Source organism: Ruegeria sp. CG11, assembly GCF_056537245.1.
In genome coordinates this window covers 32,061-52,886 of sequence record NZ_JBQFRE010000002.1, presented here as the reverse complement: position 1 = coordinate 52,886, position 20,826 = coordinate 32,061, and the positions used below count along the sequence as shown (strand labels likewise).

Sequence of the window (20,826 nt, the reverse complement as noted above, 5' to 3'; positions counted from 1 at the left end):
CCGGGGTTGAACCCCGGAACCGGAGATTGATCAGAAGTTCGCGGCCTCCAACGCCATGACCGTATCCGCGCCGGTCTGGATGCGCGACAGATGCAGCGCCGTGGCGGGCAGGCGGCGGGCCATGTAGAAGCGACCGGTGTTGATCTTGGTCTCGTAGAACTCTTTATCCGAGGCCCCACCGTCCAGCGCGTCTTGCGCGGCCTTGGCCATCTGCGCCCACATCAGGCCCAGGCAGACATGGCCGAACATGTGCATGAAGTCATAGGAACCGGACAGGGCATTGTTCGGGTTCTTCATGCCTTCTTGCATGAAGTACATGCCAGCGGCCTGCAGGTCTTTCGACGCGGCTTTCAGCGGTTCGATGAAGGCCTTGTCATAGGCTTCGTCCTTGCCGCTGTTTTCCTTGCAGAAAGTTTTGACCATGTCGAAGAAGGCCATGACGTGCTTGCCGCCATCCTGCGCCAGCTTGCGACCGACAAGGTCCAGCGCCTGCACGCCGTTCGCACCTTCGTAGATCATCGCGATACGGGCGTCGCGGGTGTATTGCGACATGCCCCATTCTTCGATGTAGCCGTGACCGCCATAGACCTGCTGCGCCTGAACGGTCATGTCATAACCCTGATCGGTCAAGAAGCCCTTGATGACCGGAGTCAGCAATGAGATCAGCCCGTCCGCGTCCTTGTCGCCCGAGCGGTGCGCTTTGTCGATCATGGTCGCGCCCCACAGGATGAACGCGCGCGCGCCTTCGGTGAAGCTTTTCTGATCCATCAGATTACGGCGAATATCCGGATGCACGATCAGCGGATCGGCGGGGCCGTCCGGGTTCTTCACGCCGGTGACGTCGCGGCCCTGCAGACGGTCCTTGGCATATTCCAAGGCGTTCTGGAACGCGGCCTCGGCCTGCGACAGGCCCTGCATCCCCACGCCCAGACGCGCTTCGTTCATCATGGTGAACATGGCGCGCATGCCTTTGTGCTCTTCGCCCAGCAGCCAGCCGGTTGCTTCGTCATAGTTCATGACGCAGGTCGAGTTGCCGTGGATGCCCATCTTTTCTTCGATCTTGCCGACCGACACGCCGTTGCGCTCACCCAGGCTACCGTCTTCGTTCACGATGAACTTGGGAACGATGAACAGCGACACGCCCTTGATGCCCTCGGGACCGCCGGGGATCTTGGCGAGTACCAGATGGATGATGTTGTTAGCCATGTCGTGATCGCCGGACGAGATAAAGATCTTCTGACCGGAGATCTTATAGCTGCCGTCGCCCTGCGGTTCCGCCTTGGTGCGCATCAGGCCCAGATCGGTGCCGCAATGCGGTTCGGTCAGGTTCATGGTGCCGGTCCATTCGCAGCTGACCATGTTGGGCAGATAGGTGTTCTTCTGCTCTTCGGTGCCGTGCGCCAGAATGGCCGAGGCCGCGCCGTGGGTCAGACCCTGATACATGACAAACGCTTGGTTCGCGCCCGAGAACATCTCGCCCACGGCGGTGCCGATCACATAGGGCATGTTCTGACCGCCATACTCTTCCGGCATGTCGAGGCCAGTCCAGCCGCCTTCCTTCATCTGTTCGAAGGCGTCCTTGAACCCGGTAGGGGTGTAGACGATGCCATTTTCCAAACGACATCCTTCAGTGTCGCCGACCACGTTCAACGGATGCAGAACGTTGGTGGCGACTTTGCCGGCTTCTTCCAGAACCGCGCCGGTAAATTCGGCCTCCAGCTCGCTATAGCCTGGAATGTCGGATTCCGAGACTTTCAGCACATCGTGCAGAATGAACTGAGTGTCTTTGGTTGGCGCGTTGTAGACGGGCATTTGAAGCTCCCTTAAATTCAGATGTCCGGGGATTGAGCCGCTGGAGTTAGCCGGCGGCTTTTTTCTCGTGGTTTATCGAGGCGATGACTTTTTCGCCCCAGCGCAACTGCTCTTTCAGATCGTCAATGGCTTGGGTCAGCTCTTCGCGGCGGGCTTCCATGTCGGCCAGACGTTCCCGCGCGATTTCAATCGTGCGGATCATCTGGGTCTTTTGTTGGTCACCCACATGGTACAGGTCCAGCAGTTGCCGGATCTCTTCCAGGCTGAAGCCGAAACGCTTACCGCGCAGGATCAGTTTCAGGCGCGCCCGGTCCCGTTTGGTGAACAGGCGTTTCTGGCCCTCGCGGATCGGAAACAAAAGTTCCTTTGCCTCGTAAAAACGCAAGGTGCGCGGCGTGACCTCGTAGGTCTCGCACATTTCACGGATGGTCATCAGGTCTTCGGTCATGGTTTCAGCACTCTCGTCACTGGCGTCTATAAAAGTCAGGTGCGCAGTCGATGCGCACGTTACAACACGTAGATGACGTTCACGTAATGCAAACGCTACGTCACATTGAAAGTTGACGTAGCATCCTTTCGCGTCAAGGTGCCTGATGCCCGGGTTTTGAGAATTGACGTAACGGAATTTCAGCCACGAGAGGGCGCCGGGCATCCGATGCTGAAACATAACCCGAGGGCCCAAGGCTGCATTGCCCGGGCTTCAGAGAGCTTAGAATGAAGATAGGAGAAGGTTTAACGCAGGGACTTGGCAGTCTGGTCACGCAAGCGCTGAAGCTCGTCCATCGCCTCATCCAGCTGCTGTCGCTGCTTCTGCAGTTCCGGCATCTGCCGGTCAGCCAGTTTCACGAACTCGGCCATCTGTGCCTGATTGCCCTGATCTTCATAGATCAACAGCCACTGGCGAATTTCTTCCAGCGAGAATCCAAACAGCCGTCCGCGCATGATCAGCTTCATCCGCGCGCATTCACGGGGGCCATAATACCGGCTGCGGCCTTCGCGTTCCGGCTGCAACAGCTCGATATACTCGTAGTAACGCAAGGTGCGCTTGGTTACGTCGAACTCTTCGCACATCTCGTTTAATGACAAACGGTTGTCGGTCATTCTCGGCCTCCTAGGCTGCAAACTAGGCCGTCGTCGTGGCAAGCGCAACAGGCGGTCTTGCTCTTTTGTAAAGCACAGGCTCATAAAGAAGGAAATCAAGGGGGGCACCACGACATGGTCGATAAAGTAGAAATTGCGCGCCGGTTCATCGAAGCGATTCCGCACGCCAAAGCGCTGGGGCTCAAGCTGACCACGATAAGCGACGGTGAGGCCGCGATCTCCATGCCGTACAACGCCGATCTGGTCGGAGACCCCAGAACCGGAGTCATCCATGGCGGCGCCGTGTTTGCCGCGTTGGACACCTGCTGCGGTGCGGCTGTCATGTGCCACCCGTCGGCACCCGGGGGAACTGCCACGATTGATTTGAGGATCGATTATATGCGCGCCGCGACACCAGGGCAGAGTATCACCGCACATGCCACCTGCTATCACATCACCCGCAATGTCGCCTTTGTCCGGGCTACGGCGATGGACGAGAATCAGGACTTGCCGGTCGCAACCGCCGCGGGCTCCTTTACGGTGGAGGGTCTGTGATGGCGCGTCCCCGTCCCGAACCAATGCAGGTGGTCAAGCAACGCCGCGACGCGGCGCTGAACGCAATTGTCGAAGGGGTGCCGTATATCCGGTTCCTGAATATCACATTTGACCGGCGCGGCGATGAACTGACCGGAGTGCTTAATTTCGATGATAAGCTGATCGGTAACCCTCTGTTGCCGGCGCTTCATGGCGGGGTCACGGCGGCGTTCCTTGAGGTCACCGCCGTCATCACGCTGAGTTGGGAGTATTTCTTTCCCATGATCGAAAGCGGAGAGATTGAGGCGGAAGAGCTGTTCAAGGCCGACTCAGTGCGCTTTCCCAAGACCGTAGATTTCACGGTAGATTACCTGCGTTCGGGCCTGCCGCGTGATGCCTATGCCCGCGCTTTTGTCAGCAGGTCCGGTCGGCGCTATGCGTCAGTCCGGGTCGAGGCATGGCAGGACAATCACGCGCGTCCGATAGCACAGGCAACCGGGCATTTCCTGATGCCGCAGTCCAGACCCAAAGCGGGGTAACATACCGTGCAGACCGCCTCGGCACCTCTCACCCATAAACGGGTGCTGAAGATCGCGTTTCCGATCGTGCTGTCCAATGCCACGGTGCCCATATTGGGGGCCGTGGACACAGGCGTGGTCGGGCAGATGGGGCAGGCAGCCCCCATCGGTGCCGTGGGCATGGGTGCGGTTATTCTGGCGACGATCTATTGGATCTTTGGCTTCCTGCGCATGGGGACCACCGGGCTGGCAGCGCAGGCGCGCGGGGCTGGGGACACTGCTGAAACCGGTGCGCTCTTGATGCGCGGTTTGCTGTTGGGCGGCGCGGCGGGGCTGTTCTTTATCCTGACTCAAATCTGGGTGTTCTGGGGCGCGTTTGCCCTGTCACCCGCCAGCCCCGAGGTCGAGTCGCTGACGCGGGATTACCTGCAAATCCGCATCTGGGGGGCGCCAGCGACGATTGCCCTTTTTGCGGTGACAGGTTGGCTGATCGCGGTCGAGCGGACACGCGGCGTGTTCCTGTTGCAGGTCTGGATGAACGGGCTGAACATCCTGTTGGACCTTTGGTTCGTGCTTGGGCTTGGCTGGGGCGTCGAAGGTGTCGCCATCGCCACGCTGATCGCCGAATGGACCGGTCTGGCGCTGGGTTTGTGGCTATGCCACGATGCGTTTGGCGGAAACCAGTGGCGCGACTGGCCGCGCATTTTCGATGCGGCCCGGCTGCGGCGGATGATGCAGGTGAACACGGATATCATGATCCGTTCGGTCCTGCTGACCGGAGCGTTCACCACCTTTCTGTTTGTCGGCTCTGATCTGGGCGACGTGAACCTCGCGGCCAATCAGGTGCTGTTGCAATTCCTTGAGATTACCGCCTTTGCGCTGGACGGCTTTGCCTTCTCTGCCGAGGCTCTGGTCGGCAGCGCCGTGGGTGCGCGCGACCGGTATCAGGTCCGCCGCGCGTCGATCATGGCGTCGCAATGGGGCGTGGGCGGAGCCCTTGCGCTGGGCGCCGTGTTTTATCTGTCTGGTCCCGCCCTGATCGACCTTATGACCACTTCTCCCGAGGTGCGGGAGGCCGCGCGGGACTACCTGATCTGGGCGGCTCTGGCCCCCGCTATCGGAGTGGCGAGCTGGATGTTCGACGGCATCTATATCGGGGCCACATGGACCCGCGCCATGCGCAACGCGATGATCCAGTCGGTCGCGATCTATATCGTCGCGCTGTTCATTCTGGTGCCGACGCTGGGCAATCACGGGCTGTGGGCCGCGCTGATGGTTCTGAACATCGCGCGCGGCATCACGCTGGGCTGGCGTTACCCCCGGCTTGAGGCGCAGGTGGCTTAAAGCAGCGCCAGCAGGTTCTCGGGCGGACGTCCTATGGCGGCCTTGTTACCGGCAATGGCCAAGGGGCGCTCGATCAGGATCGGGTTCTCGGCCATTGCAGCGATCAGGTCAACCGCGGGCGTGTCCTTGGTCAGGCCCAGTTCCTTGAACCGTTTCTCACCTGTCCGCATCAGGTCGATGGCGTTGATACCCAGCTGACCCAGCACCGCGCGGATTTCATCTGCCGAGGGCGCATCCTCAAGGTATTTGCGCACTTCGACCTGCGCGCCATTCTCTTCCAACAGCGCCAAACCAGCGCGGGATTTCGAACAGCGCGGGTTGTGCCAATATGCGATCACAGCCAATCCTCTCGTTTGCTTCCAACGGCTTGCGCGACAGAGTTGAACCCGTCCCGCGCCAACAATTCATCCAAGCCCTGTGCAATCTCAGCGGCCAGAGATATCCCGCCATAAACCAGCGCCGTGTAAAACTGCACGGCAGAGGCCCCGGCGCAGATCTTGGCATAGGCTTGTTCCGCATTGCTGATGCCACCCACACCGATCAACGGGATTTTCCCCTCGGTCAGGTTGCTGAGACGGGCCAGAACGCGGGTCGATTTCTCGAACAGCGGGGCACCGGACAACCCGCCGGTCTCGCCCTTGTAGGCGCTACGCAAACCGTCGCGCGACAGAGTGGTGTTGGTGGCGATAACCGCGTCCACGCCGGTCTCAACTGCGACTTCGGCGATGTCCTGCAATTCCGCCTCGGTCAGGTCGGGGGCGATTTTCAGGAAAATCGGGATCGGGCGCGACAGCGTGTTGCGCGTTTCAATCACGCCACCCAGTAGCGCGCCAAGCGCCGCCTTGCCTTGCAAATCCCTCAGCTTTTCGGTGTTGGGGGACGAGACGTTGACCGTGGCGAAATCCAGATGTGCGGCGCAATGGGCCAGCACTTTGGCAAAATCGCCGGGCCGATCGTCACTGTCCTTGTTCGCTCCAAGGTTCAGGCCGATCACCGCGTTTTTTGGGCGGTTGGCCAGACGGCCTGCCATCACCTCCATGCCCTCGTTGTTGAAGCCAAAGCGGTTGATGGCGGCCTTGTCCTCGGACAGGCGGAACAGGCGGGGTTTGGGGTTGCCGGGCTGCGGGCGCGGGGTGACGGCACCCACTTCGATGAAGCCGAATCCAGTACGGGACAGAGGTGTCAGAACCTCTCCGTTCTTGTCGAACCCTGCGGCCAAACCGACCGGGTTAGGCAGGTTCAGACCAGCCACCTGGGTCTTCAGTCGGGGCGACGTCACCGGCCCGGGCATCGGTGCCAGCCCGGCCTTCAGCGCCTTGATCGACATGCCATGGGCGGCTTCGGGGTCCATCTTGTGCAGGACGGCAAGCCCCAGTTTCTCGGTTAGTTTCATCCGAAAGCCTCTCCGCTTTGGGTGGGTGCACAGCGGATCAGGCGCGAGGTTTCAACCGCCGCCTGCCGGTGAATGACAGCGGCCCGGTAAACCGGGTCCGTCACCATCTCAAGGAACGCATGCGCTGTTGGATATCGGGCGATGAACACCTCATCCCAGGCCTCATCCTGCGGACCGATCAGAGTGGTCTGATACGCGCCGCGCCACAGGATCGACGCCCCAAGCCGTTCGATGATCGGAGCGGTTTCCGCGCCATAATTGCGATAGGCCTGCGCACCGGTCAGCCCGGCTTCGGCCAGTTCGTGTCCCGCAGGGTATTCTGCTTTAGCGCGGAATTTCACCAGATTCAGCATCTCGATCGGGTGGTTGCGGTCCAGCGCCTTGAACGCCTCGAACTGGGCGCGGTCTGGGTCGATGAATACGGTCATACCATCTCTGCCGGGAATTGGTGCGCTTGCCCATCAAAGGGTAGGGGGCGGGACCACACAACATCGGTCATGCGGATCTGGCGGTAGAGATGCGGGAACAGGGCGCCGCCACGCGACACTTCCCATTTCAGATCGTCGCCCATTACATCCGCGTCGCAGGCCAGCAGGGTCAACCCCTCAACCCCGGCAAAATGTTTGGCAGCCGTTTCGGCAGCCTGTTCGGCGGTCGAGAAATGGACAAATCCGTCCGACACATCAATCGGCGCGCCGTCCGAGGCACCGTGATCCTGCAACGTGGCCCATTCGTCGGCCCGGAAAATCTTGTAAATCAGCATGAGGTGGTGATGCCCCGCGTGACGGGCAGAATCAAGCCGGATTTCCCCCTTTGACTCTTCCTGTCGCTGAGCGCACCATCGCGTCAAACAAATACAGGGAGTATCAATATGTTCACCCGTTTTCTGGCGTCAGTGGCCGTTCTGGGCCTGACCGCAGGCATGGCCGCGGCGGAATACAAGCTGACGATTCTGCACACCAACGATTTCCACGCGCGCTTTGAGCCGATCAACAAATATGACAGCGGATGCGATGCGGAAGACAACGCAGAAGGCAAGTGTTTCGGCGGTTCTGCCCGTCTGGTTACGGCCGTAAACGAAGCGCGGGGGCGGGCCGAAAACTCGATCCTCGTCGATGGTGGGGACCAGTTTCAGGGCTCGTTGTTCTACACTTACTACAAGGGCAAGGTCGCGGCCGAGTTCATGAACAAGCTGGGCTATGATGCGATGACCGTGGGTAACCACGAATTCGATGATGGCCCCGAAGTGCTGCGTGGGTTCATCGACTCGGTGGATTTCCCGGTATTGATGTCGAACGCGGATATCCGTGACGAAGAACTGCTGACTGACAAGATCAAGAAATCGACGGTTATCGAGGTGGGCGGAGAACAGATCGGCCTGATCGGCCTGACCCCGGAAGACACCCACGATCTTGCCTCGCCCGGGCCCAACATCACTTTCTCGAACCCGGTTCCGGCGGTGCAGGCCGAAGTCGACAAACTGACCGGTGAAGGGGTGAACAAGATTATCGTGCTCAGCCACTCGGGCTATGGTGTCGATCAGCGCGTGGCGCAGGAAACCACCGGCGTGGATGTCATCGTGGGCGGCCATTCGAACACTTACTTGTCGAATGTGTCCGACAAGGCGGCTGGTCCGTATCCGACCGTCGTCAATGGTGTTCAGATTGTGCAAGCTTATGCCTATGGCAAGTTTCTGGGTGAGTTGAATGTGACCTTCGATGATGACGGCAACGTGGTCGAGGCCGTAGGTGAGCCGCTGATCATGGACAACACCGTGACCGAGGATCAGGCCGCGCTGGACCGCATCGCGGAACTGGCCGTGCCGCTGGAGGAAATCCGCAACAAGGTGGTGGCAAATGCCGCGGATTCGATCGAAGGTGACCGCTCGGTCTGTCGTGTGCAGGAATGCGAGATGGGCAATCTGGTGGCCGATGCCATGCTGGCGCGTGTTGCCGATCAGGGCGTTAAGATCGCGATTGCCAATTCGGGTGGACTGCGGGCCTCGATCGATCCAGGTGAGGTGACTATGGGCGAGGTGCTGACCGTGTTGCCTTTCCAGAACACGCTGTCGACCTTCGAGATCAGCGGACAAGGTGTGATCGACGCGCTTGAAAACGGTGTCAGCCAGGTTGAGGAAGTAAAAGGTCGCTTTCCACAGGTTGCCGGGCTGACCTTTACCTGGGACCCCTCGGTTGCCCCGAACGAAGGGCGTGTCGCCGAGGTCATGGTTGCCGACGGGGACGGGTTCGTTCCGATTGATCCCGCCGCCACTTACCTGGTGGTCACCAACAACTATGTCCGCAATGGTGGTGATGGCTATTCCATGTTCGAAGGTGACGATAAGAACGCCTATGATTTCGGGCCCGACCTGGCCGACGTGACAGCGGAGTACCTGGCCGAAAACGCACCGTATCAGCCCTATCTGGACGGTCGTATCAAGCAGAAATAACCCTGCGCCCTGAAACAAAGAAGGCCGCATCAGTGATGCGGCCTTCTTTGTTTTCCTGCCTGTTCAGCCGAGGTCGAATTCCGGCCAAAGCGCCGGGTCGAACCCATCCAGCATCGGGCTTAGATGTTCAGACACACTTTGCCAGCCGCCAACCGACTTGGTCGAAATCTTGTTGCGGACCTGATCGATACTGGCCGTCGCTACCTGCTTGGTGTTCTTCTCTGGACTCATCATGATTTCGTTCCACTCGATTTCGCAGAACGCGGCGACTTGCTGGCTATAGGTTTTCGGGTCCGCCACCAGTTTTTCGTAAGAAACAGTCAGAACTCGGTCTCCGAACACGGCATCCCAATGGGCCATGTATCGGCGGTACAAATTCGCAGAATGTGCAATGGCCGAGAGATTGGAGGCATAGCTCATCCCTCCTGCCGGGAACCGTCTGATCCATTTGGACAACCCGACATCGCGGGGGTCGCGCAGCATGTTGATGATCTTTGAATTGGGGAAAGCGGCCAGCAGGAACCCGACGCGCTGATAGTTATGTGGCATCTTGTCGACAAACGCGACCGAACCTTCTGGGATCGGCGGCATCAGTTCACGGAATTGCCGGGCAAATTCTGTGGCGTTTGAAGCGTCGAAACTCTGACCGTCCTTTTCGAATTCGCGCGACAGATCGTTCCCCAGCGTCAATTCTCCGCAACCCGCGATATCGGGGGCCGAACTCAGCATCATTTCCATCAAGGTGGTACCCGAACGGGGTTGCCCGATAACAAAGATTGGAACCGGTGTGTCGTTTAGCCCGGAGGCCGGCAACTCGGCCCCGACGGGAAACAGGCTGACTATCCGGCCAAATTTCTCTTCTTCCTTGGCCGAGTCATAGGGGTTGGCGCCATGCTGTATCGTGTTGGCCCGCGCAAATTGCGGCATGGCCGCGTTCAGTCCATCGATCTTTGAGACCAAATGTGCCTTGGCGAATTCAAGCTCCAGCAGGTCGTCGTCATTGTTGGAAATGGCTGTTTCAACAGCCCCGAGTAGTTCCGAAGCTTCTTCCTTCGAGACTATTGTCGACATTCGCAGCAGGGCCGAAATTTGTTCGGGCTCTTTGTCCAGAATGTGCTGCAGAACCTCTTTGGCGCCGCTTTTGTCACCGCTTTGGTGCAGATTTGCGGATTTTTGGAAAGCGACTTTGACGTTCTCGGGGTCCAACTCATATGCACGGGCGATGTCACGCAAGTTATCCTCGACAAACCCGATTTTCCCATAGGCTTGGCCTCGCTTGGCCAAAAGGTCCACATTGTCGGGCTCGTTTGCCAACTTTTTGGTCGCGTATTCGATGATCCTGCGCCAATTGTTGCCCTTGAGGTGAAGCTCATCCAGGACGCGGGTCAGTTCTTTGTTGTTCGGGAACTGCTCCAGTTTTTGCTCGGTATATTCCAGCGCTTTGAAAATCTGCCCGGTCTGCATCAGAGCATTGGCCAGGTTTTCCACGAATTGCGGATCGTCCGGTTTCATGCGGGACGCTTCAACGAAATGCGGGATCGATTTCTTGTATTGTTCCATCTCGGTCAGAACAAAGCCCGAGATGGCGTGGAAATCTGAATCCTTCGGGAATTTCTTGACACCCAGCTGTGCCTTTTTCAGCGCCTGTTGCAGCTTGCCTGCCTCCAGAGCGGCCACGGCCTTGCCTTTGAGGGTTTTCGCTGTTTGATTTTGCATGAGACCCCGTGACACCCTATGCCTGTTTGAAACGACTGTTGATGGTTCATTACCTATGTGTGGACGGTTTGCAATAACCCTTCCCAATCACGCAATGGCGCAGCTGTTTTCTGCGCGACCGGCGAACACCCTGCCAGCGGTGCCAAACTTCAACGTCTGCCCGACAAATCAGGTGCACGTGGTCCGGGCCGGAGAAAGCGGGCGCAGGCTGGACCCGCTGCGTTGGGGGTTCCTGCCGCATTGGTACAAGACCAAATCGGCTGGTCCCCTGCTGATAAATGCGCGGGCCGAAACGTTGGCCGAAAAGCCCGCGTTTCGCGCTGCCTGCCGGGAACGGCGGTGCCTGATTGTGGCGACGGGATTCTACGAATGGACAAAGACCGAACAGGGCACGCGCCTGCCTTGGTATATCCACCGCATGGATGGTGTGCCGATCGCCTTTGCCGGGGTTTGGCAGGATTGGGGCGCTGATGAGGCCCGGCAAGGCACCTGTGCCATCGTGACGACACCCGCCAACAACAATCTCAGTGCCATCCATCACCGGATGCCGCTGATCCTAGAACCTGACGACTGGCCGCTCTGGCTGGGTGAGGCCGGGAAGGGGGCCGCGCGCCTGATGCAGCCCGGCGCCGAGGATGTGCTGAACTTTTACCGTGTTGATCCGGCGGTGAATTCGAACCGCGCCAGCGGGTCCGAGCTGATCGCACCGCTTCCGGCCTGACAGTGTGTCTTTTCAATGTAGCCCTTGCAGGATAGACCGTTGATATGGCTTTGAACTTCACCGACCTGCCCAGCCTTTATGCGCATGACTTCGATACGGTGATCGATGTGCGCAGCCCGTCAGAGTTTGCCGAGGATCATCTGCCCGGCGCCATCAATCTGCCGGTTCTGGATAACGAAGAACGGGCCCAGGTGGGCACGATCTATGTGCAGGAAAGCCCCTTTCTGGCCCGCAAACTGGGCGCGGCGCTGGTGTTTCGCAACGCTGCCAATCACATCGAACACAGCCTGTCGCATCACGAAGGGGGCTGGAAACCTCTGGTCTATTGCTGGCGGGGCGGGCAGCGGTCAGGGTCGTTCACTTGGATGTTGCAACAGATCGGCTGGCGGGCCGAGGTGGTCGAGGGCGGGTATCGCACCTATCGGCGCTTGGTGAACCGGTTTCTTTACGAGGACTCTCTGTCCCATCGTCTGATCGCGTTGGACGGTTACACGGGCACCGCCAAGACCGACCTTCTGGCGCATCTGAAAACGCGCGGTGTTCAGGTTCTGGACCTGGAAGGGCTGGCCAATCATCGCGGCTCATTGCTGGGCGAGATGCCCGGCGGGCAACCCAGCCAGAAGGCGTTCGAATCCGCTCTGGCCGCTGCGCTGTGCAGGCTCGATCCAACGCGCTCGGTCGTGGTTGAGGCCGAGTCCTCCAAGATCGGATCGTTGATTTTGCCACCAAGCGTCTGGACCGCTTTGCGCAACGCGCCGCGCGTTGTGATTCAGGCCTCGATCGAGGCGCGCGCCGCCTATCTGGCCCGCGCCTATGACGACATTCTGTCGGATGCAGAGCGGTTGCGCGACCGGCTTTCTCCGCTGCGATTCCATCGGGGCCATGAAGTTGTGGATGGTTGGCTGTCCCTGATCGACGCCGGTGACAAACAGGCGCTGACGCAGGCGTTGATGGAGCAGCATTATGACCCGTCCTATGCCAAGTCCAGCCGGGCCCGCAGGGCCGAGGTTGTGGCGCGGGTCCATGCGACCGCACTTGACGATGCAGGCCTGAAAGACACTGCCGCGCGTATCGCGCGGATTCTGGATCAGCTTTGAAGGCGCAGGCCCAGTAGATCGGACATGTGTCCGATGATGACCGCCGGATAGCCCGCATGCCTCAGCTGTTCGCACAGTTCCTGCGCCTGGTCCGGTGCGACGGCGGCCAGCAGGCCTCCGGCGGTTTGCGGGTCGAACAACAGGTCAGCCTTGTCATCAAGCGGCAGGTCCGGGACGATGGACCTGTTCTCGCCGAAAATCGTTGACCGGACGCCTTGGGTGCTCAACTCTAGCGCGCCAGCCATCAGCGGAATTGCGTCCAGATCAATTTCCGCGCCGCAGTCCGAGGCTTCGCACATCCCCAGCAGATGCCCGGCCAGACCAAACCCTGTCACATCTGTCATCGCATGGGCGCCTGCTAAAAGGCCTGAGGCTTCGCCTTGTGGTTGGATCATTTGCTGGAAGGCATCGACGACCCATTCGCCCCGGGCCTTGCCCGCCATCTCGGCAGCCATCAGCACGCCGCTGCCCAACGGTTTGGTCAGGATCAGCGCATCACCTGAATGTGCACCCGACAGAGTAATCGGGTCTTTCTCGCACAGGCCGGTCAGGGTAAAACCGATGGTCATTTCATCACCCATCGAGCTGTGGCCGCCGACAATCTCGGCCCCGGCATCGCGTATGACCGCGGTTGCGGTGGTCATGATCTCGGCCATGGTCCGGTGCTGCAAGTCCGGCGACATGCGGGGCAGGATGATCGTTGCAGTTGCCGCCTGCGGGCTGGCGCCCATGGCCCAGATATCCCCCAGCGCGTGAACGGCGGCGATGCGGGTCATGAGCGCCGGGTCATTGGTGAAGCTGCGCAGATGGTCCGAAGTCATGACCTGCCGCGCCTCGCCGGTTGTCAGCAGGGCCGCGTCGTCGCCGGGCAGGGGGGTGATGTCAGAGCGCTCTGGCGCGGGCAGGTTGAGCAGCGCAGCCTGCAGCGCGCCGCGTCCAACTTTTGCTCCGCAACCACCGCACATGGGCTTTTCGCCCAGTGCGTCCGACAGCCCCGCCGCGTGAAGCCACGGCACGGAAGGGGGCGGCATTTCGGGCAGATCGCGGAACTTGTTCATGAAGGTCTGGTCGATGTGGTTCTTCCAGCGCCACATCAAGGGCCCGCTGAACGAGGTGCCCAGCCGCTCGGCCAGGGCAGATTTTCCGCCAAGAGAGATCAGTTTCAGGTAATCCTTTTGCGGCTTATACCGCCGCATCCGACCCGCCCCGAGTGCAGCACGCAGGTTGTTGAACAGAACCGGAGCCTCTCGCACTGCATAAACTCCCGCCTTGGGGCGCGGGTTTTCCGACAGATGGGCACAATCGCCGGCGGCAAAGATCTCTGGATCGCTGGATTGCAGGAAGCCGTTCACCCGAACGTAGCCGTCCTGCAGATCAAGACCCGTTTGAGCGATCCAGTCGTACGGGCGGGCACCAGCGGCGCCGGTCACGAAAGCGGCTGGAATTTCGCGACCATCACCCAGAATAATATGATCAGCCTCGATGCGGGAAATGGGCGTGTTTTCGATCAGATCAACGTTCAGATCAGCCATTGCCTTGCGAATGGTCGCGCTCGCCTTGGGCCTTGTCGCGGTCAGGGCTTGGGCGTTGTCGATCAGGGCCACTCGCGCCGCGCGGCCTTTGGCGCGCAGGGCGTGGGCCATAGCCATCACCAGTTCAACCCCCGCCACGCCGCCGCCGATTACCGCGACCGAGGCGGGGCCGGTGCCCTGCTGATATTCCGCCCACCGCGCCGCGAAAGGCCCCAGCGGTTTGGCCGGGATCGCATGGTCGGCAAAACCGGGCAGGGCGGGCATGTCCGAGGTGATCCCTACATTGACCGAGGCCACGTCGAACGCGACCGGTGGGCGATCAGGCACGTGAACCAGACGCCGATCAACGTCGATCCCTTCAACCGGGCCGAGAATAACGCGCGCACCGGCGAACCGGGCCAAGCGCACCAGATCGATATCCAGTTCACCGCGCTCATAATGTCCCGCGACAAAGCCGGGCAACATCCCGGAATAGGGCGCAGTGGGGCCGGGGTTGATTACCGTCACCCGCGCGCCCGGCAGCGGGTTCATCCCCCATTTCCGCAGCACCAGCGCATGGGTATGCCCTCCGCCAATCAGAACCAGATCACGGGTCAAGGGCAGCGGAGGGTGATGCATGTGTGTTAGTTCGCTGTGTGTTCAGGGACGTCTTCGACCTGTTCGACCGCGTGGGTGGCCCAAAGCTCATCCTCGCCCGCGTCCGGCAGATCGCTGGGCTTTTCATGGCGGTGAATGTGCCATTTGGCAATGAACAGAGCCGTGATCGGCGCGGTCAGGAACAGGAACAGGGTGATCAGCAGTTCGTGAAGCGATAGGTGCTGCTCGATCAGGACCGAGTGGCAGATCGAAGCCAGCAACACGCCGCCCACGCCAAGCGTCGTCGCCTTGGTGGGGGCGTGAAGACGGGACATCGGGTCTTTCAGCTTGATCATCCCGAAGGATCCGACAAAGCCGAAGATGCCCGAGATGATCAGGAAGAAGGCGATCAGAATTTCGAAAATGAACTCCATACCCGCCTCACTCGATGATATTGCCGCGCAGCATGAAGCGCGCATAGGCCACGGTTGAAACAAAGCCGAGCATGGCAATTATCATGGCGGCCTCGAAGAAAATTTCGGTTCCCAGAGCCAGGCCGTAAAGGATCATCAGCGCGATGGTGTTGATCACCATCGTATCCAGCGCCAGAACCCGGGTGCCGACACCTTCGGCCGAGATAATCCTATACAGGCACAGCATGATAGCCGTTCCAAAACAGGCGAAGGCAAACCAGATCGCAACCTCGATCATTCGAAAATCTCCTTCAGGCGACGCTCATAGCGCTGTTTGATCTGATCCCGCACCGCGTCGGGATCGGGCGCATCCAGGCAGTGAACCAGCAGGTTGTGCCCCTGCGCCGACAGGTCTGAACTGACGGTGCCGGGGGTCATGGTGATGGTTCCGGCGAGAACCGTGATCGCCTCGGGCGTGCGCAGTTCCAGCGGGATGCAAATCCAGTTGGGTTGCCGGTCGGCATCGCGTTTGAACAGGATGATCCGAGCGACAGTGATATTGGCAATCACGATATCCCACAGCACCACCAGCATATATTCCACCACCATCGGCCAGTTGCGCAGCTTGGGCCGGTCAGGCCAGTAGGGCTGGGTGATGAACGGGATGATGATCCCCAGGATCAGGCCAAAGACCAGCGAGTTCAGCGAGGGTTTGTTGGCCAGCAGAACCCACACAATCGTCAATAGGAAGGTCAGATGCGGGTGCGGGAAAATCCGGTGCAGAAGTCTCATCATTCTTCTCCTCCCAGAACGGCCGAGATGTAGTGTTCAGGCGTGAACAGCTGCTCGGCTGTTTTACCAGCATAATTCAGAGCCGGACCCGCGAACAGGGTTAGCATGACAAGGCCCAGCACCAGCCCAAAGACGGACGTGAAGGCCAGCCCTGCGTTCGGCTCGGGCGCAGGTTGGGCGGGGGCTTCTTCTTCCGCTTCTGGCGTTGGGTTGTGTTGGGCGTCGTGGCTTTTCCAGAAAATCAGCGAACCCGCTCGCGCCAGCCCGACGATGGTGACAAACGACCCAATCAGAACAACGGCCCAGATCGCGTTTGCATCCGGCGCGTCGCGGGACGCGTCCAGAACCAGCAGTTTGCCAATGAAGCCCGACAGCGGCGGCATCCCCGCCAGCGCGATGGCGCCGACAAAGAACAGGGCCGAGATCAGACCGCTCTGTGGCATGGGTGTCTTGGGTTCGATGGAACCGCCCTGACGCTCCATCACAAGGTCAGCCACAAGGAACAGCAATGCCGTCGCAAGGGTTGAATGGTAGATGTAGTAGAGCGCCGCGGCAGTGGCGGTCTCCGTGAACAGTGAAATGGCAATCAGCAGCGTCCCCATCGATGCGATGGCGCAAAAGGCGACCATCCGCGCGATGTGCCGCGTTCCCAGAATGCCGATAACCCCAACGGCCAGTGTCACCAGTGCCGCCGGTTGCAGCCATGCGCCGACCAGTCCCTGCGTCGCTTCGACCTCGGGGCCGAAGCCCAGCGTGTACATCCGCAGGATCGAATAAGCGCCGACCTTGGTCATGATCGCAAACAGCGCGGCCACGGGCAGGGGCGCGTTGGCATAGCTGGCGGGCAGCCAGAAGTGCAGCGGCAAAACGGCGGCTTTGATGCAGAACACCAGCAGCAGCAGCACGGCCCCCACACGCAGCAGCGCCGTATCGTCGGCGGGCAGTTCCGCCACGCGCACTGCCATGTCCGCCATATTCAGCGTCCCGGTCACGCCATAGAGCGTCCCCAGCGCAAACAAGAACAGGGTCGAGCCCAGAAGGTTATAGGCAACATACTGAACGCCTGCCTTCAGGCGCACCGCGCCACCGCCGTGCGTCATCAGGCCGTAAGATGCGATCAACAGGACCTCGAAGAACACGAACAGGTTGAATGCGTCGCCAGTCAGAAAGGCACCACAGACACCCATGAGCTGGAAATGAAACAGCGCGTGAAAGTGCTTGCCCCTCTCGTCCCAGCCCGAGGCAATGGCATATAGCACAATAGGCAAGGCCAGCAGGGCGGTCAGCAGGACCATCATGGCCGACAGCCGATCCAGCACCATCACGATGCCGAACGGCGCGGGCCAGTTGCCCAGCTCATAGACCTGAATATCGCCGCCAGAGGCCTGCGCGGTGATGGTCAGGGCAATCCCCAGCAGGCCCACCACACCGGCGACCGAGAAGATACGCTGCAGGTCCAGATGGTACCGCAGAACCATGATGATGAACGGGGCCAGGATCGCGGGCAGGACGATCGGCGCTACGATCCAATGGTTCATGCGTCTTCTCCCGGCGCGTCCACGCTGTCCTGCGCGGTCATGTCGATATGGTCATCCTTCGAGGACAGATAGGCTGAAAGTGCAATCATCACGATCACCGCCGTCATTCCGAACGAAATCACGATGGCCGTGAGCACCAGCGCCTGTGGCAGCGGATCGGTATAGGGGACGTCTTCGTATTTGTTCAGAACAGCGGGCGCATCCAGCGCCAGCCGCCCGGTGGCGAACAGGAACACGTTCACCGCATAGGTGATCAGTGACAGGCCCAGGATCACGGGGAATGTCCGGCGGCGCAGGATCAGGAAAATCCCGGCAGCGGTCAGAATGCCTACGGCTGAGGCTACGAGCGCTTCCATCAGGCCTGCTCCTTCTTTTCGTCTTCTTTCAGGTCATCCCGCAGCGGGTTGATATCCATCGGGAATTCCTGTGCCATGCCCGGCTGCCACGCAAACCGAGACAGGCTGTCCAGCGCCAGCATCACCGCGCCCAGAACGGCAAGGAACACGCCGGTGTCAAACAGGATCGCGGTGGCCCATTCGAACTCTTCCAGCGGTGGCCAGTGGATGTAGCCAAAGTCGCTGGTCAGGAACGGGCGTTCGTTGAACCATGCGCCCAAACCGGTCGCAGCGGCGATCAGGACGCCCCAACCGATTGTGCCGTGGTAATAGAACCGCTGCCGTTCAATGGCCCAGGTGTAGCCGCTGGCCATGTATTGCATCAGGTACGCAATGGCCACGACCAGTCCGGCAATGAATCCGCCACCCGGTTGGTTGTGTCCGCGGAAAAAGATGTAGGCTCCAACCATCAGGGCAATGGGCATCATTACGCGGGTCGCGACCACCATCATCAGCGGATGCGAGTCCCCCGATTGTGGCCAATGCGGCTTGCGGTTCAGCAGATAGGCGCGGACGTTCGAGCCCAGAACAGCTTCTGTCAGGGCAAAGATGATCAGGGCGGCGATACCCAGAACGATGATCTCGCCAAAGGTATCAAAGCCCCGGAAGTCGACCAGGATCACGTTGACCACGTTGGTGCCGCCACCGCCTTTGTAAGAGTTCGCCAGATGGAACTCTGAGATGGTCGGGAAGGCAAAATCCCGCAGCATAAGCGCATAGATCAGCCCACCGGTGCCAAGGCCCGCCACGACCGAAATCGCCGCATCGCGCCAGCGGCGTGCGGCGCTGCTGTCCCACGGTGTGTCCGTAGGCAGGAAGTTCAGCGACAGCAGCAACAGGATCATCGTCACCACCTCGACCGAGATCTGCGTCAACGCCAGATCAGGGGCCGAGAGATAGTTGAACGCCATTGAGACGATCAGGCCGACTACACCGATCAGCACCAGTGACAACAGGCGGTTGCGGTGGAACCACATGATCGCCAGCGTTGCCGCTACCAGACAGATCCAGCCGATGAACGGGATGATCTGAATCGGCAAGGGCTCGCGCGTTTCCGGACCAATCGTCCCGGTCGTATAGGCGTAGTAGCCGAGCCCGACGGTGAAGGCGATCAGGATGATCGCATAGCGGCTGATCACGCCGTTGTGCAGCGTGTCGGTGACCCAGCGGCTGAACGCGGTCAAGGCGCCGATCACGGCTTCAAAGATCGTCTTGGCCTCGGGGCGGGGCAGGGCGTTCCAAAGCGCCTCTCCCCGACGGTGCAGCGCCAGCAGGAACAGACCGCCCAGCGTGGCCACAGCGGACATGTACAGCGCGGGCGTGAACCCATGCCACAGTTTCAGCGAGTAATAGGGCAGTTTCTCACCACCGATTACCGCGCTGGACACCACTGCAACCAGAGGTCCGACGATGGCCGCCGAATACAGACCGATCAGAACCACCAGCACCACAAGGAGGGCCGGGGCCAGCCAAAGCCCGACAGGTGGGTCATGCGGGTGGTGCGGGTAATCGGTGCGTTGCGGGCCAAGGAAGACATGGCTGACAAAGCGGAAGGAATAAGCCGCCGAGAACAGCGCCGCCAGCAGCGCCAGTCCCGGCACCAGATAATGCGAGTTCAGCCACGTGGTGTGGACCGTCTCCTCCAGCATCATTTCCTTGGACAGGAAGCCGTTCAGCGGCGGCAGGCCCGCCATGGACAGGGCGGCAATCGTACCAATGGTAAAGGTGATCGGCATCAGTTGCCGCAGCCCGCCCAGCCGTTTGATATCGCGGGTTCCGGCCTCATGATCGACGATCCCGGCGGTCATGAACAGCGCGGCCTTGAAGGTCGCGTGGTTGATGATGTGGAAGATCGCGGCCACGGCGGCAATCTTGGTGCCAAAGCCCAGTAACATCGTGACCAGACCCAGATGCGACACGGTCGAAAACGCCAGCAGCGCCTTGAGGTCGTCCTTGAACAGCGCGATGCAGGCGCCGATCAGCATGGTCATCAGACCGGTGGTTGCCACGATATAGAACCACGCATCGGTCCCTGCCAAAACCGGCCACATCCGCGCCATCAGGAACAGCCCGGCCTTCACCATCGTGGCCGAGTGCAGATAGGCCGAAACCGGCGTCGGTGCGGCCATCGCGTGCGGCAGCCAGAAGTGGAACGGGAATTGCGCCGACTTGGTGAAACAGCCCAGAAGGATCAGGATCAGCGCCGGCATGTAATAGGGCGAGGCCTGGATCAGTTCCTTGTTCTGCAGAATGACGCTCAGGTCATAGGACCCCACGATATTGCCAAGGATCAACATCCCGGCAATCATCGCCAACCCGCCGGAACCGGTCACGGCCAGCGCCATCCGCGCGCCTTGGCGGCCCTCGGGCAGGTGTTTCCAATAGCCGATCAGAAGGAATGAGCTGAGCGACGTAAGTTCCCAAAAAATAAGCAGAAGCAGGATGTTGTCGGAGAGAACAATCCCGACCATCGCGCCCTGAAACAGCAGCAGGTAGGTATAGAACTGCCCCATCGGATCTTCGCGCGACAGGTAGAACCGCGCGTAAAGGATGATCAGCAACCCGATACCCAGGATCAGCAGGGCAAACAGGAACCCCAGACCGTCCAGCATGAAATTCGCATTCAGACCCAGTGCAGGTATCCACTCGAACCGGGCGGTCACGACCTCGCCGCGCATGACTGCGGGGATGTGGATCAACAGTCCCATGAGTGCCAGGAATGTGGTCAGGCCTGCTGCCGAGGCGGCTGCGTTTCGTCCTGCCCGGATCAGAAGGGCTGGGAATACAGCTCCGAGGAAGGGAAGGGCCGCGATGAGGAATAGGGACAAGTGCGATACTCCGGTCTGAGCGGTCAATAGTAGTCCTGATTTTGTAAGGATAATTTTCCGACTGTCCAGCTATTGCAAGAATTTCACT

Annotated in this window: 21 protein-coding genes; 6 read left to right on the top strand and 15 right to left on the bottom strand. The window is 60.1% G+C overall.

The window, feature by feature from the left end:
- Positions 1–30: 30 nt before the first annotated feature.
- The 3 genes from ACR0KW_RS06315 to ACR0KW_RS06305 all read right to left on the bottom strand — a co-directional run bounded on the left by ACR0KW_RS06315 (position 31) and on the right by ACR0KW_RS06305 (position 2,913).
- Entirely contained in the window at positions 31–1,812 is a 1,782-nt protein-coding gene (locus ACR0KW_RS06315; RefSeq protein WP_480804239.1) for an acyl-CoA dehydrogenase C-terminal domain-containing protein, read from the bottom strand.
- A 46-nt stretch (positions 1,813–1,858) separates the two neighbouring features.
- Complete coding sequence (locus tag ACR0KW_RS06310; RefSeq protein WP_170325475.1) at positions 1,859–2,260, bottom strand: MerR family transcriptional regulator; 402 nt, start codon at positions 2,258–2,260, stop codon at positions 1,859–1,861.
- A 284-nt stretch (positions 2,261–2,544) separates the two neighbouring features.
- Positions 2,545–2,913 (bottom strand): MerR family transcriptional regulator, encoded by a 369-nt coding sequence (locus ACR0KW_RS06305; RefSeq protein ID WP_170325474.1) that lies wholly within the window; start codon positions 2,911–2,913, stop codon positions 2,545–2,547.
- Between the two features lie 114 nt (positions 2,914–3,027).
- Here ACR0KW_RS06305 and ACR0KW_RS06300 point away from each other — a divergent pair, with 114 nt between their 5' ends.
- From ACR0KW_RS06300 to ACR0KW_RS06290, 3 genes are read left to right on the top strand one after another with little or no spacing between them, the layout of a single operon-like run.
- Positions 3,028–3,447 carry a PaaI family thioesterase gene (locus ACR0KW_RS06300; RefSeq protein ID WP_170325473.1) on the top strand — a complete coding sequence of 140 codons (420 nt, stop codon included), beginning with the start codon at positions 3,028–3,030 and terminating at the stop codon, positions 3,445–3,447.
- The gene (locus ACR0KW_RS06295) at positions 3,447–3,965 is read left to right on the top strand and encodes a PaaI family thioesterase (RefSeq protein ID WP_480804238.1); all 519 of its coding nucleotides are present in this window, start codon (positions 3,447–3,449) and stop codon (positions 3,963–3,965) included. Before ACR0KW_RS06300 ends, ACR0KW_RS06295 begins: the two co-directional genes overlap by 1 nt.
- Positions 3,966–3,971: 6 nt before the next feature.
- Entirely contained in the window at positions 3,972–5,288 is a 1,317-nt protein-coding gene (locus ACR0KW_RS06290) for an MATE family efflux transporter (RefSeq protein ID WP_480804237.1), read from the top strand.
- Here the strand turns inward: ACR0KW_RS06290 and arsC are convergent.
- Genes arsC through ACR0KW_RS06270 form a run of 4 tightly spaced genes read right to left on the bottom strand, consistent with a single transcriptional unit; the run spans position 5,285 to position 7,444 of the window.
- Positions 5,285–5,626, bottom strand: coding sequence for an arsenate reductase (glutaredoxin) (arsC, locus tag ACR0KW_RS06285; RefSeq protein ID WP_480804236.1), 342 nt, complete (start codon positions 5,624–5,626; stop codon positions 5,285–5,287). The two genes, ACR0KW_RS06290 and arsC, sit on opposite strands and share 4 nt — an antisense overlap.
- A complete protein-coding gene (locus tag ACR0KW_RS06280) occupies positions 5,623–6,681 on the bottom strand; it encodes a quinone-dependent dihydroorotate dehydrogenase (RefSeq protein WP_480804235.1) in 1,059 nt (352 codons plus the stop codon). The genes arsC and ACR0KW_RS06280 overlap by 4 nt, the downstream gene beginning before the upstream one ends.
- Positions 6,678–7,109 carry a DUF1330 domain-containing protein gene (locus tag ACR0KW_RS06275; protein ID WP_480804234.1) on the bottom strand — a complete coding sequence of 144 codons (432 nt, stop codon included), beginning with the start codon at positions 7,107–7,109 and terminating at the stop codon, positions 6,678–6,680. Before ACR0KW_RS06275 ends, ACR0KW_RS06280 begins: the two co-directional genes overlap by 4 nt.
- The gene (locus tag ACR0KW_RS06270; RefSeq protein ID WP_480804233.1) at positions 7,106–7,444 is read right to left on the bottom strand and encodes a DUF952 domain-containing protein; all 339 of its coding nucleotides are present in this window, start codon (positions 7,442–7,444) and stop codon (positions 7,106–7,108) included. The genes ACR0KW_RS06275 and ACR0KW_RS06270 overlap by 4 nt, the downstream gene beginning before the upstream one ends.
- A 108-nt stretch (positions 7,445–7,552) precedes the next feature.
- Between ACR0KW_RS06270 and ACR0KW_RS06265 the strand changes: the two genes are divergently transcribed.
- On the top strand, positions 7,553–9,130 hold the full coding sequence (locus ACR0KW_RS06265; protein WP_480804232.1) for a bifunctional metallophosphatase/5'-nucleotidase: 1,578 nt from the start codon (positions 7,553–7,555) through the stop codon (positions 9,128–9,130).
- A gap of 63 nt (positions 9,131–9,193) precedes the next feature.
- Here ACR0KW_RS06265 and ACR0KW_RS06260 read toward each other — a convergent pair whose 3' ends face one another.
- The gene (locus ACR0KW_RS06260) at positions 9,194–10,846 is read right to left on the bottom strand and encodes a tetratricopeptide repeat-containing sulfotransferase family protein (RefSeq protein ID WP_480804231.1); all 1,653 of its coding nucleotides are present in this window, start codon (positions 10,844–10,846) and stop codon (positions 9,194–9,196) included.
- A gap of 55 nt (positions 10,847–10,901) precedes the next feature.
- Between ACR0KW_RS06260 and ACR0KW_RS06255 the strand changes: the two genes are divergently transcribed.
- The gene (locus ACR0KW_RS06255) at positions 10,902–11,567 is read left to right on the top strand and encodes an SOS response-associated peptidase (RefSeq protein WP_480804230.1); all 666 of its coding nucleotides are present in this window, start codon (positions 10,902–10,904) and stop codon (positions 11,565–11,567) included.
- Positions 11,568–11,611: 44 nt separating this feature from the next.
- Positions 11,612–12,664, top strand: coding sequence for a tRNA 2-selenouridine(34) synthase MnmH (gene mnmH / locus ACR0KW_RS06250; protein WP_480804229.1), 1,053 nt, complete (start codon positions 11,612–11,614; stop codon positions 12,662–12,664).
- On the opposite strand, the gene selD is transcribed toward mnmH, so the two are convergent.
- Genes selD through ACR0KW_RS06215 form a run of 7 tightly spaced genes read right to left on the bottom strand, consistent with a single transcriptional unit; the run spans position 12,655 to position 20,738 of the window.
- A complete protein-coding gene (gene selD / locus ACR0KW_RS06245) occupies positions 12,655–14,814 on the bottom strand; it encodes a selenide, water dikinase SelD (RefSeq protein ID WP_480804228.1) in 2,160 nt (719 codons plus the stop codon). The genes mnmH and selD overlap by 10 nt on opposite strands.
- Before the next feature lie 5 nt (positions 14,815–14,819).
- Entirely contained in the window at positions 14,820–15,206 is a 387-nt protein-coding gene (locus ACR0KW_RS06240; RefSeq protein WP_480804227.1) for a Na+/H+ antiporter subunit G, read from the bottom strand.
- A 7-nt stretch (positions 15,207–15,213) separates the two neighbouring features.
- A complete protein-coding gene (locus ACR0KW_RS06235; RefSeq protein ID WP_170325459.1) occupies positions 15,214–15,483 on the bottom strand; it encodes a K+/H+ antiporter subunit F in 270 nt (89 codons plus the stop codon).
- Positions 15,480–15,977, bottom strand: a complete 498-nt coding sequence (locus ACR0KW_RS06230) for a Na+/H+ antiporter subunit E (protein WP_170325556.1) — start codon at positions 15,975–15,977, stop codon at positions 15,480–15,482. The genes ACR0KW_RS06235 and ACR0KW_RS06230 overlap by 4 nt, the downstream gene beginning before the upstream one ends.
- Positions 15,977–17,515: a monovalent cation/H+ antiporter subunit D gene (locus tag ACR0KW_RS06225; protein ID WP_480804226.1), complete on the bottom strand. Its 1,539-nt coding sequence runs from the start codon at positions 17,513–17,515 to the stop codon at positions 15,977–15,979. The genes ACR0KW_RS06230 and ACR0KW_RS06225 overlap by 1 nt, the downstream gene beginning before the upstream one ends.
- The gene (locus ACR0KW_RS06220; protein ID WP_170325456.1) at positions 17,512–17,871 is read right to left on the bottom strand and encodes a Na+/H+ antiporter subunit C; all 360 of its coding nucleotides are present in this window, start codon (positions 17,869–17,871) and stop codon (positions 17,512–17,514) included. Before ACR0KW_RS06220 ends, ACR0KW_RS06225 begins: the two co-directional genes overlap by 4 nt.
- Positions 17,871–20,738, bottom strand: coding sequence for a monovalent cation/H+ antiporter subunit A (locus ACR0KW_RS06215; protein ID WP_480804225.1), 2,868 nt, complete (start codon positions 20,736–20,738; stop codon positions 17,871–17,873). Before ACR0KW_RS06215 ends, ACR0KW_RS06220 begins: the two co-directional genes overlap by 1 nt.
- Positions 20,739–20,826 lie beyond the last annotated feature (88 nt).